Source organism: Enterobacter sp. 237C8 (genome assembly GCF_034106865.1).
GTDB classification, from domain to species: domain Bacteria; phylum Pseudomonadota; class Gammaproteobacteria; order Enterobacterales; family Enterobacteriaceae; genus Enterobacter; species Enterobacter asburiae_B.
In genome coordinates this window covers 289,031-306,077 of record NZ_JAWNDF010000004.1, presented here as the reverse complement: position 1 = coordinate 306,077, position 17,047 = coordinate 289,031, and the positions used below count along the sequence as shown (strand labels likewise).

General features: G+C 53.2%; 11 protein-coding genes. 1 reads left to right on the top strand and 10 read right to left on the bottom strand.

Features of this window, described 5'->3' with window-relative positions; translation table 11 throughout:
- Window positions 1-7: 7 nt before the first annotated feature.
- The 10 genes from USF70_RS14885 to USF70_RS14840 form a co-directional block, all read right to left on the bottom strand.
- On the bottom strand, window positions 8-706 hold the full coding sequence (locus tag USF70_RS14885; RefSeq protein ID WP_033144530.1) for a hypothetical protein: 699 nt from the start codon (window positions 704-706) through the stop codon (window positions 8-10).
- An 18-nt stretch (window positions 707-724) separates the two neighbouring features.
- Window positions 725-2,119, bottom strand: coding sequence for an SUMF1/EgtB/PvdO family nonheme iron enzyme (locus tag USF70_RS14880; RefSeq protein ID WP_223998095.1), 1,395 nt, complete (start codon window positions 2,117-2,119; stop codon window positions 725-727).
- A gap of 130 nt (window positions 2,120-2,249) precedes the next feature.
- On the bottom strand, window positions 2,250-3,431 hold the full coding sequence (locus tag USF70_RS14875) for an ABC transporter permease (RefSeq protein WP_320735735.1): 1,182 nt from the start codon (window positions 3,429-3,431) through the stop codon (window positions 2,250-2,252).
- Window positions 3,432-3,462: 31 nt separating this feature from the next.
- Complete coding sequence (locus USF70_RS14870; RefSeq protein WP_087823597.1) at window positions 3,463-4,149, bottom strand: ABC transporter ATP-binding protein; 687 nt, start codon at window positions 4,147-4,149, stop codon at window positions 3,463-3,465.
- Window positions 4,149-6,104 (bottom strand): vWA domain-containing protein, encoded by a 1,956-nt coding sequence (locus USF70_RS14865; protein WP_033144532.1) that lies wholly within the window; start codon window positions 6,102-6,104, stop codon window positions 4,149-4,151. The genes USF70_RS14870 and USF70_RS14865 overlap by 1 nt, the downstream gene beginning before the upstream one ends.
- A gap of 8 nt (window positions 6,105-6,112) precedes the next feature.
- The gene (locus USF70_RS14860; protein WP_033144533.1) at window positions 6,113-7,072 is read right to left on the bottom strand and encodes a hypothetical protein; all 960 of its coding nucleotides are present in this window, start codon (window positions 7,070-7,072) and stop codon (window positions 6,113-6,115) included.
- 6 nt (window positions 7,073-7,078) lie between these two features.
- A complete protein-coding gene (locus USF70_RS14855; protein ID WP_087823599.1) occupies window positions 7,079-9,745 on the bottom strand; it encodes a putative virulence factor in 2,667 nt (888 codons plus the stop codon).
- On the bottom strand, window positions 9,745-12,750 hold the full coding sequence (locus USF70_RS14850; protein WP_320735734.1) for a virulence factor SrfB: 3,006 nt from the start codon (window positions 12,748-12,750) through the stop codon (window positions 9,745-9,747). Before USF70_RS14850 ends, USF70_RS14855 begins: the two co-directional genes overlap by 1 nt.
- Window positions 12,751-14,124: an SrfA family protein gene (locus tag USF70_RS14845; protein WP_231926979.1), complete on the bottom strand. Its 1,374-nt coding sequence runs from the start codon at window positions 14,122-14,124 to the stop codon at window positions 12,751-12,753.
- A 248-nt stretch (window positions 14,125-14,372) separates the two neighbouring features.
- The gene (locus USF70_RS14840) at window positions 14,373-15,593 is read right to left on the bottom strand and encodes a VWA domain-containing protein (RefSeq protein ID WP_033144537.1); all 1,221 of its coding nucleotides are present in this window, start codon (window positions 15,591-15,593) and stop codon (window positions 14,373-14,375) included.
- A gap of 332 nt (window positions 15,594-15,925) precedes the next feature.
- Between USF70_RS14840 and USF70_RS14835 the strand changes: the two genes are divergently transcribed.
- Window positions 15,926-17,047, top strand: coding sequence for a cupin domain-containing protein (locus USF70_RS14835; RefSeq protein ID WP_033144538.1), 1,122 nt, complete (start codon window positions 15,926-15,928; stop codon window positions 17,045-17,047).

The window sequence follows — 17,047 nt, the reverse complement described above, 5'->3', positions numbered from 1 at the left end:
ATTCCCCTCAACCGACTTTCAGCGCGGTGCGCTGGGTATAGAGGCTATCGAGCTCGCCCTGCAGAGAGCCAATTTTGTCGCGCATCAACGCAATCTCGCTATCCAGATTTTGGGTATCACTGCCGGATTTGCTCATGTCTGCAGAAACGTCCTGCCACTGCTTCTCATGTTTTTTCATGTCGGTGATGGTGCCGCGAAGGTAAGCAATGTTGGCATCCACTCCTTTAATTTGCTTCTGTACGGCGTCTTTTTTCACCGTGTTTGCAGCCATATCTTTTTCTATTTGAGCGAGGGTCTTTTTATCAGAGTCGATAACCGATTTTGCAACGCTGGTTGCGTTCTGAATGCGTTTGTTTTCGGCTTCAACATCCTTAATCGTTGCGTTTAACTGCAGCTCTTGGGAGGCGTATTTTTTGCGCTGATTATCCAGATAGGCGTTAGCCCCCATACCCACACCGCAACCGGCGATAGCGGCGGCGGCCATACATACCGCTTTGTTGCTGGAGTTACTGACAGCGCAAGCCAGTGCGCCGATTACCGCGCCGCCAGCACAGGCCTGCCAGCCTGATTTATTGAAAAACTCAACGTCCTGATTATTGGCAAGGCGCGGGTCGACGCCGCCACTACTTCCCGTACTGCCATTCTGGCACCCCGCCAGAAATACCATCATTCCTGCTATCACTGCTGTGCGAATAACCTTTAACATTCCAATCTCCTGAACTATTTAATTATTTTTTTTACATGAACTAAGCCACGCCTCGCGCGCAACTTTTCCATCTTTCCAGTACCCCTGAAGGTTCTTCCAGTAGGTATCGAGATAACCGTTAAGGTTGGTTTTTCCGCGTGCAGCCATCTGTTGCAATACGACAGCGACCTGCGGTTCGATGAGGGGTTTGTCATAGGTTGTGCCCATGTCTACCAGGGTGTCAGCGTAATAACTGGTAATAAAATCAAGGGCTTTTTGATGTTGACCAAGCTGTTCCTGACGGCGGGAGCAATTAGCATCAAGCTGGCTGCCTGCGGCACAGGTTTTGGTGAAGAGCTGGTTGAGACGATCGTAAAACTCGCCGTCATCTTTCATTTTTGTGCACAAAAAGGCGCCCAACTGTAACGATGTGCGTATTGCCTGATCCCGTTGTTCATCCCGAAGCTGGCTATTTGCGCGCAGCTCACCGCGCAGTTGCTCAAGTTGTTTCTTCAGTGCGTCATCCTGGACTTTTGCCGAGATAGCATTCAGGTTTTTTAGCGAATCATCAGCTTTGCCTGCAGGTGTCTCCTTTTTACCCGTGCCTAATGATTGCCACTCTTTTTCAATCTCTTTCACCCGCTCGCGTGATGTCAGGGTTGTGGAAACTAAAACCAGACGAACACCGGTGCTTTTGGTTGTATTCTCGCCCGCATTGGCATAGTACGGCTCCTCTCCACGCAGTGAACTGCGGATATCCGCCTGAGGAGTCATATAACTGCCCCCCCGAACGACATAGCCCCCAGCCTTACCATGCAGGCGATCGAGCTTGTTCAGGCGGAACGGGTCAAACATCATCTCTGCTGCGTTGCCCAGTATGTCGTGCAATCCGAGCGGGTTAGGTTTCAGCAGGCCGGTAAGCTGAAGTTTTCCATTTGCAGACTGTGCCCCCGCAAACCAGACATAACCGTTTAATCCTTCAGGCATGGGGAAGTGGCGATCGCGGAACTCTGCGGGGGAAACCGCGAGCCCGCCGCGTGCGGCAAACTCCCACTCGGTTTCTGTCGGAAGCCGTAAAAATCCCGCCTGACCATCATCTTCAGGCAGTGCAGAAAGTTTTTCTTTTCGTAACCACAGGTTGTATTGATTTGCGAATACCATGGCATCCATCCAGCCAATACTCACCTTCGGTAAACGTCCTTTCATATCCGTCGTCGGGCATTCCCCAGAAAGCGCGCGATACTGCAGGTCGCTCAGTTCATATTTGGCCATCAGGTAATAACGGCCCTTACCACCCTTCTCCGGGAAACTGCCTGCAATGTGTTCCTGGCGAGATTGTTCAACGTATCCCCAGTCGTCGCCTTCTTGCCCCAGCGTGATGTTGTAATCTTCCAGCGGTTTATTCAGCGGGATAGCGACTTTGCGAAATGCCATGGCACCGTCGCACGGCATAGGCAATATCACGTCATCGGCCAGAGGTTTTGGGTTCCAGAACTTTTCATCCCAGGTGGCTTTCGCCGCGCAGGCGTACCCGAGTCCAATGATAGCCAGGCTCATCGCCAGTTTAGATTTCACGTAAACTCTCCGCAGGTTCGATTTTCAATGCGCGCAGTGCTCCGATAGCGGCCACGCCTAACGCCACGGCAAGGACACAGAGCAATGCGGCGATAAAATGAAGAGGGACAAGGTGACAGACGAATGCCTGGTCCGGTAAAGAACTGCCCAACACATGGTTGAACAATGCGCTGCCCAGCAGGTAGATGATCACACCCAGTCCGTATGAGACGCCGGTCAAACACAGCGCCTGAATAATAATAAAAAGCGTCACAGCGCGACGGCGAAAACCCAGAAGGCGCAGCATGGCCATATCTTTGCGCTTACGATCAATGTTGGCGATGAAGGCACCGACTAACGAGGCGATGCACCCTGATGCAGAGATCCAGGCAATCACGCCAAAGATAATCCCCAGCACACGGTCGATGGCACGCACAGACTCAATTTGAGCTGACTGAGTGATAGCCTCAATGTTCTGCGTCTCCAGCCACCGCGCGAGGAGTGAAACGTCATCTATCGAACTGGCATAGATACGTGCTCTTGAATAGCGGGTTCTCTCTCTGGGCGGCTTGCCATCGCTGACCCCCAGCAAGGGAACCTGAAAGCCATCGCGGTAGTCTTCCAGAGCAACAAGCAAAGGCAATGTAATAAAGGCACCTTGACGTGAAAATTTTGCGTCATCCAGCACGCCGGTAACGGTTAAAGCGAACGTGGCGCGTTGGTTTTTCCCTTCGCTTTTTCGGCTCACCATCAGGCGCAGGATATCTCCTGGCTGCACGCCAAGGCGCAGTGCCGCACTGGCGCTGAGTACGGTATCGCTGTCTTTGACCGGTGCTCTGACATCCTGCAAAAGAGGATCGCCTTTGGCCGTCGGGATCACTTCAGCACCCGGGACAAAGTGTTGCCCGTCCCGGACCAGATCGGCCTGAGTGTTCAGCGAACGGGTTAACGGAATCGAAAATCCGACTTCTGAACGGCGGGCGAGCTTATCAAGCCAGGCAAAATCATAATTACCATTACCCGTTATACGTACTTCCCGGGTGCGAGGGTCGTCGAGAAGCTGATGGCGAAGCTGGCTGACAATGCCATTCTTCAATCCGAACAGCAGCAATAACGGTGCGATAACGGCAATCAAAGAGAAGATGATGCACAGCGCGACCTTGCGATCGTGAATGAGATCGCGCAGAGCCATACGGCATAGCAGGGTGCCTGACGCTGGCATATCAGCTGGGTAAGAAGACACTTTTTCCCTCTCCGGTCACGGCCTGATATCGGTCAATCCCAAAATGCGTCACGCGCTGCCAGTCGTGGCTCACAACAATGGCTGCCATATCCAGTGAGCGCACCATGCCGATCATCAGGTCAAACAGCCGGTCTGCATTATCAGGATCCAGCGCCGCAGTCGGTTCATCGGCAAGGAGTAAGCGTGGCTGGTGGGCAATCGCACGGATGAAGGCAACGCGCTGGCGCTCGCCGATAGAAAGCCGGGAAGGCATTCTTGTCAGCAGCGGCCGCACGCCCAGGCTGTCGATGGCCTTATCGAGCCAGGCTGACTGTAGGCTAAGTCCTGCCAGCCTGCGAACCAGAGTGATGTTTTCTATCACGGGTAACCAGGGCAACAAGCCGCCGTGCTGTAGCATAAACCCAAGCTCGCGTGCGCGAAGCGCGGCCAGGACAGGCTCGTTTTCAGCCATGAGCGGTATTGAAATATCGCGACCGGCGAGCCGGTATTCGGCAAGATGCGCTGGGCGGAGGATCGCCCCTATCATCTCCAGAAGCGTGCTTTTACCGCACCCGCTAGGCCCGGTTAGAGCGACCACCTCTCCCTTTTTCAACGAGAGGTGCGGGAGGGCGACGCTATAGCCATGCGTTCCGCCCCGGCTGATCTCCATATCGCGGATCCTCAACATCAGGGCAGGTTCTCCAGAGGTACCGGATAAACGTTATCGCGTGGGTCGCTATCGGGCGCTAATGCCACCCAACGGTCTACATCCTGGTTGTAGCGTTGATAGTAATTAAGCTTGGTATTCAGCCTGCGGATGAAACGCTCCTGCTCAAGGCCATCCCAGCTTTTCCAGGTTTCTTCGTCCAGGCTTAATACTTCACTGAGGTAAGGTAAGCTCTCGATATATTCACCGAGCAGCCCCATCTCTCCTAGGCGGGTCGCATTTTTCCCTTTCGCCTGGTTTGGATCGTTGCCCATGGTTGCCGCCAGAGAACGCAGGCTGGCAAACATGTCATCCGGAGAGATCATCCCCTCATTGGCGGCATTGACGATCTTCTTCATGACATCGCTCAGATCGCTGAGCTCGCTTTTCGTGAGCAGTACGCGCACCTCGGTCGCCGGGATGTTTTGGTCAATCAGATCGCGGTCGCTTATCCATGACTTGAATACCGGTGGTGCCGTGGTGCCTTGCTTTTCACCCAGATAGGCAAGACGCATTGCCTTACTTAACTTGTCGGCATCACTGAGCAGGGGATCTTCTTTCTTACCGGCATATTTAGGGCTTGCCCCCAGCGCGCTCCCCGCCGTTTCTTCGCCGCTCCAGGCTGTTTTAATCTGGCCGGTAATGGCATTCGCCAGGTTATCGACCATACTACCGAAGCTATTTACATCACCTGAATCAATAGGATAGTAGAGCGGTTTGTGCAGGAATGGATTTAACGTCAGCTCCTGATACTGGGCTTCAGCAGAACTGTGATTTTTCTTACCATCAGAGGTTTTCAGATGTAACGCATACAGCGCAACGCCACGATAGGCGGCTTCCTGACGCACCTGGGCGGCATCCAGATGGGTTGACGAGAGCTTATCTGTGCCATCAAGCGCGCCTGCGTCAGTAATCAGTACAACGTAGCGGGCGCCAAACTGCGTCCAGTCCACTTTGTCCAGCGCTGTCATGACCCCGCCGTAAGCATCTTCATCAACCTTGCTGCTGGAAACGGTAGCCTGCTTCAGGTCATGTACTTTAGCGAGGAAGTCTTTACCATCTTTAACGGTATTGGGGTCGACATACATCTTGCTGTCGTATTCAAGACCCGGAACCGCTTTCACGCTGGAGCGGAAAGCTACCAGGCCAAACTTGACCTGATCCTGTAAGTGTTCCTTCTCGATCCTCTTGTAGATCTTATCGATCGCCTCTTTAGTGCGATCGATATACGGCCCCATCGAGATGGTGGAGTCGATCACAAAGACAACCGAGGCGGAGAACCCTTTCATCATGTTCTTTTCATCAGCAGCGGACGCGGCCTTTTTTGCGGGCGACTTTTCGCTGACGGAGGCAACGTTGAGTACACGTACCTGGAAGCCGGTATCGGTAAACACATCATCTGAGCCAAGAACAGGTAAGAGATAAAAGTTTTTTAACTGATCCACCATGTAATCAGGCTCGCGTGCCAGAACCTGCGGGACCGGTTTATGGCTGCTCAAACTGTTGAGCATTGGTTGCAATGTTGCCGCAGGGTTTTTGCTGTTCAGAAGAGACTCAACGTCGGATTTCTCTTTAAAGAACAGCATCGGTTGACGGCCAGCAGGATTGGTAAACGCCAGCGTCAGCTGCATTTTCCAGTCAACGGTGCAGGAGGATTTCATCCAGCCAGCGGTATGACCAAAGCTGTCCGGCCCAACCTGCAGCCACGTGTCCTGACCCAGCGTTGTCCTTTGGTAAACATAGAATCGACTAAAGGCCGGCTGCTCTTTACCTGCTTCACCTGCTTTGGCGGACAGCTGGCAGCCTGGGTAAGTCAGTACCCGCTGGAATAACGCATGTTTACCTTCCTGCAAAAGCGGCTGTTTACCCGCGGCACAGGCGGGGGATGCCAGCGTTGCGGCACACACCAGGCTACTGAACCAATGCATGTATTTCATTGTTTATCCTATTTCTTCAGCTCAGCTAAACGGGCTTTGGCCTCGTTATTCTGCGGGTCCTGATTTACAACCGATTCATACCAATACGCCGCTGTCTCTGCGTCAGGATTGAAGCATCCCCCTGGTTTTGCGGTTTTCGGGTCATATTCTTGTGCATAACGAACAGCTATCTGCGTATCGCCGGACTGGGCTTTATAGGCGTAAAGGCGCTGAGCGATATCGCAATGTTTTGCCGCTTTCGCTTTTGCTATGACGTCCAGCAGTTGTGCACTACTTGGCTGGCTACGCAGGCACCCTTTAACGAACGCCATTTCATTGCCGCTCGCCATTTGTTCATCACCACACGGCCCGGTAGTTTTCGCGACGGGCGCGGGAGGTGCCGCTGGAATTGCAGGCTCTGGCTTACGGGTAAACCACCACCCAGCAGCGGCCAGCAGGAGCAATAGAATGGCTAATCCCGCAAATAACGGCAGCTTACTTTTCGGCTTATGCGGCTGTTGAGATACAGGCTTTTCTGCGACAGGTTCTAAAACGACAGGTTCCGGTTCTTGAACGGACATCGGCTGCACGATGGGGGTATCATTCAGCGTCTGTATATTTTCCGGGAGTGGGTTTTCACCACCGGCCTGGGAGCTGAGTAGCCCTTCAGCGATGGTCAGAATCCCCATATCCTTATTACTTCCATCTTTGATGGTGATGCGATAGGCCGCCTGGCGGTTGGCGAGTAGTGGATCGATCAGAGAAGGGCCGACCTGAACGCAGGGCGTCTCCTCATTTTGTATCAGTGGAGGAAGGGCGAGGAAAATCTCGCCACTGACCCAATCACCGTGGCTATCCAGATACAGGCGATCCTGATTACGTACTACCGAGATTGTGACGCCCTCGGCATCGCCTTTCCAGCCTTTCAACAAGAGCAATGCGAATCCTGGTTGTATAGGGGTCAGCGTCTTAAGTTCAGGTTTGATCACGTCCAGTTACTCCTTTGCCAATTTAATCTGGCGGAGAATGACGCCCAGATTTTCGTTCTGCGCGACGCTAATCTCGCGTCCGGCAGAATGACCTGCGTTTTCGGTAATGAGTGCTTCCAGGCCAACCAGCCAGTCGATGATAAAGAAGGCACTGTAGTTCAGCTGTTGCGGCGTCAGGCGTGCCAGGCGTTCATCACCTTTCCAGACCACGCTGTCGCACGTTGGTGGACGGGTAAAGATCGGCTGTTCGGGCTGGTTGAGACGGGCCGGGCGTTTCGATTCCGGCATATTTTGATAGCCCAGCCAGGTGATGAAATCGCTCATCACGTGAAGCACGCGTGAAACCTGACGCTCGACCATACGTTCGCGACGAACGCCAGCCTGCTCGGTATTTTTCATTGCATTGACCAGCGAGTCCTCGACACGTGAACGCAATAACCCCGTGATCAATTCGTCTACCAGCGCTTCGGCAATCGGGCGCGGAAGACTGATGTAGTTGAGCATGGCGGCGGTTTCAGGCAGGCCGCGCAGATGGTTAATCCAGAGCTGAACGCTCTGGTGCGCGAAAGCGATCTCATGGCTGTGCGTCGTCACCGCAGTTGCGCTGCTTTCGAAAGCATCTTCCACACCGATATCAAAGAATCCTGCATCTTCTTCTTCTGCTTCAGGCGCAGACAGGGTCGTTTGCTGCATGTAAAGTGCATGGAGATCGCGGCGTGCCGGAACCAACCGCGCCAGCAGTTCGCCGTGCATGCCGCTGCGTTTTTTCAGGGTGGCAAGGATCTCTTGCGCAATTCGGGATTTTCTGGACAGCTCTTCTTCGCCGTCCGGCTGGTACCAGTTCCCCAGTCCCCCTTCGACCAGTTCGTGGCGGATCTCGTCGAGCTGTTCTGCGATCCGCTCCAGTTTCAGTTCAGGGCGGGCGACGCGGGCCAGATAATCGGCCATTCGGCGCATACCACCGTCGTTGAGGGTGAGCATCGCATCCCAGGCTTCAGCAGGGTTCGCGATGTAGCGAGCGACAGCTTCATCTTCAAGGAAGGTTTTCCGCATCAGTGCGAGCTGCCCGCCATTGTCGTCGTTGAAAGCCGCTTCACTACCTGCGTTCATGCGGATAAAGGGCGTTTGCTGGCGCGGTTTGCGTACCAGGAACGTGTTATTGAACGCCTGACCCTGGCTCCATTCCTGCATCCATTTGTACTGGCCAAAACGCTCGGTCATCGCCATTTTGATCATCCCGCCAAGCCCCCAGGACTGGCGAAGAAGTGCTTCGTCATGGGAAAGGTTTTGGCTAATGCGCAGATCAAACATGGTTAATGCCCAGACTAGGCCAGGTAAGCGACGACCACGCGCGTCGGCATCGGCGCCCTGGGTGTAACGGATCCACTCGTCCAGAACGCCGCCCACTTCTTTGACATCGGACTGTTTTGTTGAGGCCGTACACACCACCAGGACATTCATCTCCTGGTTTTCGGTGTAGCGTTCAAAAAGATAGGCCACTTTTCCGCGCAAAATTAACTGCGCTAGCGGGTTGCTCTCTGCATTTTTAACCTCGCGAGTGACATCACTCATGGACTCCACCGCCAGACGGCCGCGATAACCCGGGAAATCAAGCAAGTCGACGGCTTCGAAGATTGTTTCGCGAGGCGGAGCCATTAACGGGATATGCAATTCAACGGTAAGCGCAGTGAGCTCTGCCAGCGATAGCGAAATAGACGCACCCGTTTGCCCATTTACCACAGGACAGACTTCAATAGTCTGATCCGACGGGGTATTCAGCCGCTCCAGCATATCGACGTTCATGATGCTATCCCGCTGGATAAGCAGGCCGTTTTCGTTACGAACCAGCGTGCTCAGCGGGGCACGCAGCTCCTGCACTCCACCGAGACGCTGTAGCGTGTTGGCAAAACGGATATAGGCATTGGTTAGTTCTGGTACTTCGCCCCATAAAACGGAGAAAAGCTGGCCGCGATCTTCAACAGAAAGCCATGGTGCGAGGCTTACTGCCTGTGGCCAGTAGGTCAGGGCAAAACGGCTTTGCGTTTTCTCAGCATGGCGGATGAGGTAATCCCAAAAAGAAACTACGTCATCTTCGGTCACGCCAGGGCTGCGGGAGGTCAGGCGTCGTTTCGACAGGGACGTTAACAGATCGCTGATGCGTTTTTCATCGAACTGCCAGTCAAATTTTTCCTGGTTGAAGTCATGGATGAATGCGTTGGCGAGGATCTTCCCCATTTCCACTTCGTTGAAGAGCTGTAACGTGACAGGCCAGCGGTCGTCTGAGCTCTGAGCACTGCGGCTAAACCGGGTAACAAGACCCGTCGCCTCTTTGCCGCCGCCAGGCGGGTTGATGTGGGTCAGAAAATCGAGCTGATTGCCGCCGAGACGTGTTTCCAGCTTTCCGTTTTCACCCGCAGCCAGCGCGGAAATGAGATACGATTTGCCTGCCTGCGACAAGCCAAAGAAGCCGATTGTCATCGGTTTCGCTGCGGCCTGCGCCAGCCTGCGTGCTTTGTTACGGCTGCGGCGCAAGTTCATGGTCAGGCGATCGGCTTCAGTGTTCAGGCGCGGCGCGTCCTGACGAACGCTTGCGATCCAGTCAATGGCCCGGCCTGCACCTTGTTCGACGCCATTCCAGCCCTGGATAATGGTGTTGGGATGAATAGTGCTCATTAGCTTTTAATACTCCCGCTATCCAGCCAGTAATGGGTTTCACTCAGCCCATTACCGACCATTGTGTTCAACTGGAATGCAACATCTCTACGACCATAGCCGCGCTGTGCGTTTTTCATTTCCATCGAGCCAATCTGGAAGCGCTCCGGACTGACCGGTTCTTCGCTACTACGTCCACGTCCCTGTTCTGCGGTTAAACCGATGCTTATTACAGCATCACCCGACAGCTCGCTTGCCAGGTTCGCACTGGTAATTTTTAGGGTGTAAAGTGCGGTCGATGGCCAGCGTTCGTTATCAAGCTGGCGGAAACCGATACGCACTTCCCCCCGTGCTTCAAAGCCTTTCCCTTCCGGTAACTGGAAATCAGCGGAGTCCAAATCAACGTCGCGATAGGCGACATTGCTGTCTTTAATCACATTGTTTCCATCAAGCATCCCGACATAGCGGATGGTTGAATAAGGCTTAAAGTTCGCAGTGCGGAAGAAGAAGTTGTTGAGCCTGGATTTCTCCGCTAACAGGCACAGCATCGCCCCCACAACGGCTGTCGATTTCGGATCGTCAATGCATCCTTTCTTGTTAAACGGATACCAGCCACCGGTTTCATAACCGTGGAGTGGCAGCACGCGAGAAGGGGGAACAGGTTGAAGCTGGCGAATGAGCGCTTGAATTCCCGGCAGGCGGGATGGACGACCGGTTAAAAGTAATACATCGCAGTTGTAGTGCCAAAGCACTTCGCACAACGCGCGCAGGCTGTGGCAAATGTTCATTCGCCCGCTGCGAGGGTCGATAAATTCATTGTGCAGACGCGCAAGATCCAACTCCAGCGGTACATCCAGAATGGAGAACGGTACTTCGCTCGCAAGCTGTCCGGAACGGGCAACGTCGTTGACGTAATCCTGTACTTTCTCGGTTGGAAGATTATCGGCAAGTAGCTCACGGAAGGTGTAATTCAGTATCTCCCGCCCATTTTCCGGGGAGTACTCTTCATAGCGATGCAAAATAGATAATGCCAGAGGCGCGAAGATCTGTAATGTAAGCTGCTGACGTAATACCTGTTTTCCGGCTTCGATCGATTCACTACCGAACAGTTGTGACATCATTGATTCGGCTGCAAGATCGCTGTGGCCGACTTTGGTCATGGCCGCTTTTACTGCTGGCTGGAGGAAAAGCCGTATAACATCCAGCAGTATGTCGTCGCCTGCTACCTTAAACCCTTCACGGAAAAGCTGTTTCGGGGTAATCCGGACGTTAATGCCCTGGCCTTCATCCAGCGTGTAGCGAGAAATGACGAGATCGGTCGTTCCTCCGCCAATGTCAATCGACGCGATTTTTAATGAGCGTGTATCGCTGGTGTCCTTTTGAGTATCGGGACGGCGAGTAGCTGCAAAAAATTCGTCCGTGCGACCGCCAAAGTAGTTCTGCGTTTCGTTATAGAGATATACCAACTGCCCACAGGTGGCTTCGTCCCACTTCACGTGTACGCCTGGATGGGCGTATTTCAAGCACTGCGGGTCATCGCCTTCATAATCCATCTCTTCCCAGCCGAGCGCTTTCCAGACCATGCGGATAGCGTCATGCATGCTCTCCTCAAAGATAGCGCGCTCAGGCTTTGGCATCGCCGGAGGGACAGTCATAATGACATTTCGTAAACGACGCGGTGTGCTGGCGTGGTTCATCTTCAGCCGCTGTGAAGGGCTGTTGATTTGCATGAGAGCCTGGCTTAATACCTCTGACAACATCATCGTCATCAGCGAGCTACGACTGTATACCGGCGTGAAGACGGGCATACGGTCTTCTTCATTTTTCAGGCGAATGAGCATTTTCCCCTGATCGTTGATCATATACAGCAGCGGTGCTGCAGTGGCTAACGGCTCTCTGTCACTTTTCACGAAGGCCTGGCTAAAGCGCCATCCCGGTGAATAGGGTTGATCGTCCCAGAGGTAGCGTTTAGGGCTGGAGATCCCTGTTGAGCCCTCGGTACCCAGGCGTTGAGCCGCCATTCTGAAGGCTTCTCCGCCGACGCGTCCAATGGTTGGCCATGTGAAGGCATCGCTGCGCCCGCTTTTTAGCGAGAAATCCTGCTTGCCGAATTCGGCCTGGGCAAACTCGAGACGGCTGTCAAAAGGCTCGTTATAAACAAATTGCGGTTGGCTCAAATCTCGGAGCTGAAGCTGATAAAGTTGAGAAAGCCCTTTATTGTCGTCACGATGTTCTTCGATCAGGATGCCGCAGCTACGTGAGTTACCAATGTCCAGCACGAGATCTACAGGTATCGCTGAGTCCCGGATTTTTACGTCGTTGACCTGTACTTCAGGAACGACAATCGTCGTCGCCAGGACATGCAGCAGGTTAAGATAATGCGCCTGATGTTCCTTCTGCAGTAGTTGTTCATCAATGTCATCAATATGTTGGCGTAATACTTCGCGAGCCTGAGTACTGAAAATTTCCCGTAGCCATTCATTCACCCATGGCAGTGAGAGAAACTCCCCCATCTCGTGAGGATGGCGTGCCAGAGCAAATCCCGCCCCTGAACGGATATCATCCTCGCCCGGTGCGAGATACTGCGTATTCTCGCGATCCGGGAAAATTTTGGTATCAAAAATCAGAGTAGCGCGCCAGGTATTGCCCTTTTCATCCGGCTCAGGCAGCTCATGGAACTGGACGCGTGACCAGTTATACGGCCCGTGAGCAAAGGCTCGTGGCGGGTTGAAGCGGAAAAATGGCAGCGGTAACCAGAGGCCGCGATAGAGGCGTAGCGACTCTTCGGTCGTCAATGTGTAGTCGGAGTCTGCGTAGCGAGGAGGTTCGCTGTCAGGCTGAGGGATCTGCAGCTTATCTTCCCTCTCATTATAGATAAGCCGCATAATAGCCTCGTCGCCCTGTTGACGAAGAAATTCCCCATATTCTTTACGCGTTGGCAGGGTAAAGGCGAAATCAAGGAACTGGATCCCGCTGTCGCGAATAAGTTTGACCTGTTTTTTAAAATCAGTGAGTTCAGCGAGCATTTACTGACTTGCCTCCTGCTTCATCGAAATAGGGAAAAGTGTTTTGGCGTCGTAACGGCCTTTGCAATCCGCAATGTTTTGCGCGCCGGGAGCACACAGAATTTCTGGCATTTGGTAGCGTGAGCCATCGGAGCACTGTGCTTCTCCCTGATTGTTAATGGCGAGATGACCTGACTGAATGGCCGCGTTGACCGCGCCACGACAGGTCACACCGTCGCCACGGATCATCTGTACTTCGCCCTTACCGTCATTGATTTGGTAACTCAGACTAAGGGGCTTTCCTGTGCGTTGATCCTGAATACCAGCCCCTGCGTGCCAGTTCCCGTCCAGAAAACGGGTGTTTCCTTGGGCCAGTGAAGATGCGGGCAGGGTCAACGGGACTTTAGCGCCAGTTGAGGTATTGGCCGATGGCGCTTCGAGAGCAGGTGCTGTTCCGCCGGGATGAGGGCTATTCGTGGCTGACGCAGGATCCACAGCAGATGCCGTTGCTGCTGCGCTTTGTGACGGCGTTTGTAATGCTGATTGCTCTTGTGACGTTGTGAGTGAAGTGCCCGTGGTGCTTAAAATCTCACTGCCCGTTGTCGAATGCAGGTTCGCCTTAGACGTTGTTGTGCTGATGATGGCCCTTGACGACGGCGCAAGAGATTCGGCTGTTGGAAGGTGGGGCGCGGGCAAAGCGGGTACGGAAGATGAAATACCAGGGATCGTTATGCCTGGCATGCAACCCCGTAAGAACAGTAACGCTAAAAGGAGTAACAGAAGTAGCGGCAGTAGCCAACGCAACCATGCGGGTAAGAGCAACCACCAGCGTCTTTTGGCGTGCCTTTGATGCGTGAAAGTGCGTTCTGGTATCACCGGTTCAATACTGGCTGATTGCGGAGGCAAGGCTGTAGATATGGGACGCAAACAGTCTAACGGCTCGATGCGGGCCTGGTTAGTGGCGTTCACAAATCCCCAAAAACTGATGACCGGCTTTCCACCTACCAGCCACACGTGCTGCTGATCGGGGAATTGCATCGCTTTTTCAAGTAATTTCCCAAAGAGCCGGCGTTCCGGCTGCTGGCTTTGGGCAAATTCATTACTTATCTGGCGAAACGCTGCATGGGTGGTTTCGAGTTGCGCGAGCGCGGCCTGGCGCTCAGCTTCCGTTGCGGCCGTCCATGGAATAACGTCACCGGCCAGCGGGGCATACCAGTCGATTCGATCGCCATGCTCGCTGATTTGCGGGATGGCTAAAGTGTCAGCAACCGCCGTTTGTTTTCTAAGTCGTAGGGTTTCACGCAGCTGTAATGCGGAAATATATACTGCCTGTCCATTCTCACCCATCGACTGATATTTATCGAGCTTGTCACTGCATAGAAAAATTTCTTTCACGCTGCATGCCTTTGCTGTTAAACGAACAAGTGAAAGCAAGTTCCACTGTGGAAAAGGACGCCGCAAATACGCCGGGTAATCTGCGTCAATTGTTTATGGCAACAAAATATTGAGTATTATCGGCAAATGGCCGAAAACGTTTAGACCTAAACTAAACTTATTATTGGGACGTGCGCATATCCGATTGCCGCAAAAAAGTTTCGCTGTGAAACTATATTTCTGGCAATGTATTCATTTTCTCTAATGTGTTAATCACAACCCTGCGGTATATATTCCTTCACGGCGTTGTTCATCATCTTATTAAACTCCTGCGTATTATTGACAGCAAATACCTTTCCACCTGTATTGCTGGCAATACAGTTTCCGGCGCCGGTATTCATGATATCGACAACATTGACCTGTAATCGGGGCTTACGTTTTTTTAGCTCAAGCGCGACATCGCAAGGCGAGCCTCCGCATGTCTCTTCCCCGTCCGTCACCAGTAGAATTATGGCATCACGGTCAACGCCATTAACTCGTTTCCCCGCCTCTTCTAACGCCTCTGCCAGAGCGGTTTTACCCACCGGCTGGATTTTATCAATTAACTTTTTTAGCTCAGCGCGTTGTTCCGGCAGGAAAGCCGGAGTTGCGTTCACCTGGTGGCAATTAGCTGCGGCAATAAGGCTAATGTCCATGTCATTTGGCACGTCATCGATAATGTGTTTAGCGGATTGATGCGCGAGCGTAATGCGACGAGGTTCACGATCGATACCGGGTACAGGTTTATCCTGCATCCACCGCATTATCTCTTCTGGTGTGGCATCCATGCTCATGGCCATAGAGCCAGAAGCATCAAAAATAATAACCATTTCAGGTGCCTGCTGTTTTGTCCGCTGTGCCGGGCAGAGCATTTTGACCTGATGCTCAGGGGCTGGCTGGACGGGAGAAACGGCAGGAGTGGCTACTTTGACAGTCGGCCAGCAGCCGCGCAGGAGAACAAGAGCCAGAAGCAGAGCCAGTGCTAAAAGCCCCAGCCATAACCACCCACGCTTTTTAGCCAGCGGTTCTGCCGGCAACTTAGTTTCAGGCATGATGTCCCAGCCTGTAATCACAGGCTGACCGTCAACGATCCATATTCTTTCTGGTGAGGGCTGTCTGGCTATTTTTGCCAGTAACTGCAGTGTTTCGGGAGAAGTCTGCGCGCTAGTCGAGAGTGTTTGATGAAGTTGAGTGAGTGCCGCCAGCTTTTGTGAGAGGAGTATGGCGATTTTGTCTCGCTCAACGACGTTTAAAGCGTTAAAGCGTTGGGGTTTACCATTTATTTCGCTATACCATTCAACCGCACCATCTTCAGCCTGCTGAGGGCGGGCAAAAAGATTGAGATAAGTTTTAGAAAGGTGTCGGTCAATAAGATTATTTAAGGCAGAAAACGTTGAAATATATTCTTGTAAGCAATGTTCGCTTTCAACAGTCCTTGTGATTCTAATCATTGCCTTTAATGAGCCAGGTATGCAAAAGAAAATAGCTTAGAGCTAAATATAAAGAATGACAATCTCTAATGCTAATCTTGTTCTTAAAATTAAAAAACTACCAGTTTTAAGAGGTAAGATGCCTTGAGTAAAAGTAAACGTCGGACGGGGGAAAAGGTTCAGGAAAAATTATCATTTAAGTTTTACTTTAATACCACTTCACCTAATGACCAGGTTTAATCATTGCCAACACGCGCGTGGCAGGCAAATCATCTGCGCTTGACCCACGACAAAGCAGCCCTCCACGCTCTCCACCATAATCGCGCCTGTTTCCCCTCTCACTGGTGCTACCCATGGCGTATCAACTGAACCTGAACTGGCCGGAATTTCTTGAGAAATACTGGCAAAAACAACCCGTAGTGCTGAAAAATGCCTTCCCGAATTTTGTCGACCCGATTACTCCGGACGAGCTGGCCGGGCTAGCGATGGAGCCGGAAGTCGATAGCCGTCTGGTGAGCCATTTCAACGGCAAATGGCAGGCCAGCAATGGTCCGTTTGAGCACTTTGACGATCTGGGTGAAACCGGCTGGTCGCTGCTGGCGCAGGCGGTGAACCACTGGCATATGCCCGCCGCGGAGCTGGTGCGTCCGTTCCGCGTCCTGCCGGACTGGCGTCTGGATGACCTGATGATCTCCTTCTCCGTGCCGGGTGGCGGCGTGGGTCCGCATATCGATCAATACGACGTGTTTATTATTCAGGGGATGGGCAGTCGCCGCTGGCGCGTGGGGGACAAGCTGCCGATGCGTCAGTTCTGCCCGCATCCGGCGCTGCTGCACGTCGATCCGTTTGAGCCGATCATCGACGAAGATCTGGCCCCGGGCGATATCCTCTACATCCCGCCTGGATTCCCGCACGACGGCTTTACCCATGAGACGGCGCTCAACTACTCCGTCGGTTTCCGCGGGCCGAACGGTCGCGATCTGATCAGCAGCTTCGCCGATTACGCGCTGGAAAACGATCTGGGGGGCGAGCACTACAGCGATCCGGATCTGACCTGTCGCGAACACCCGGGCCGCGTGGAGCAGTACGAACTCGATCGCATTCGCCAGATGATGTTCGACATGATTAGCAAGCCGGATGATTTCACAAAATGGTTCGGCAGCTTTGTCTCCACGCCGCGCCACGAGCTGGATATCGCCACCGCCGAGCCGCCGTACGCGCCGGAAGAGGTGCTGGACGCGCTGCAGGGCGGCGAAACGCTGTCTCGCCTGAGCGGCCTGCGCGTGCTGAACGTCAACGGCAGCTTCTTTATCAACAGCGAACAGCTGGAGACGGTAGACGCGAAAGCGGCGGATGCGCTGTGCCGCTACACCGAACTCGGCCAGGCCGAGCTGGGCGATGCGCTGAATAACCCGGCGTTTGTTGAAGAGCTCACCGGGCTGATTAACCAGGGATACTGGTACTTCGACGAGTAA

What these genes read in the sequence shown, in the direction of transcription:
- USF70_RS14840 (WP_033144537.1), bottom strand. Translation starts at nt 15,593, where the DNA reads ATGATTAGAATCACAAGGACTGTTGAAAGCGAACATTGCTTACAAGAA.
- USF70_RS14835 (WP_033144538.1), top strand. Translation starts at nt 15,926, where the DNA reads ATGGCGTATCAACTGAACCTGAACTGGCCGGAATTTCTTGAGAAATAC.
- USF70_RS14885 (WP_033144530.1), bottom strand. Translation starts at nt 706, where the DNA reads ATGTTAAAGGTTATTCGCACAGCAGTGATAGCAGGAATGATGGTATTT.
- USF70_RS14870 (WP_087823597.1), bottom strand. Translation starts at nt 4,149, where the DNA reads ATGTTGAGGATCCGCGATATGGAGATCAGCCGGGGCGGAACGCATGGC.
- USF70_RS14880 (WP_223998095.1), bottom strand. Translation starts at nt 2,119, where the DNA reads ATGGCATTTCGCAAAGTCGCTATCCCGCTGAATAAACCGCTGGAAGAT.
- USF70_RS14855 (WP_087823599.1), bottom strand. Translation starts at nt 9,745, where the DNA reads ATGAGCACTATTCATCCCAACACCATTATCCAGGGCTGGAATGGCGTC.
- USF70_RS14875 (WP_320735735.1), bottom strand. Translation starts at nt 3,431, where the DNA reads ATGGCTCTGCGCGATCTCATTCACGATCGCAAGGTCGCGCTGTGCATC.
- USF70_RS14850 (WP_320735734.1), bottom strand. Translation starts at nt 12,750, where the DNA reads ATGCTCGCTGAACTCACTGATTTTAAAAAACAGGTCAAACTTATTCGC.
- USF70_RS14865 (WP_033144532.1), bottom strand. Translation starts at nt 6,104, where the DNA reads ATGAAATACATGCATTGGTTCAGTAGCCTGGTGTGTGCCGCAACGCTG.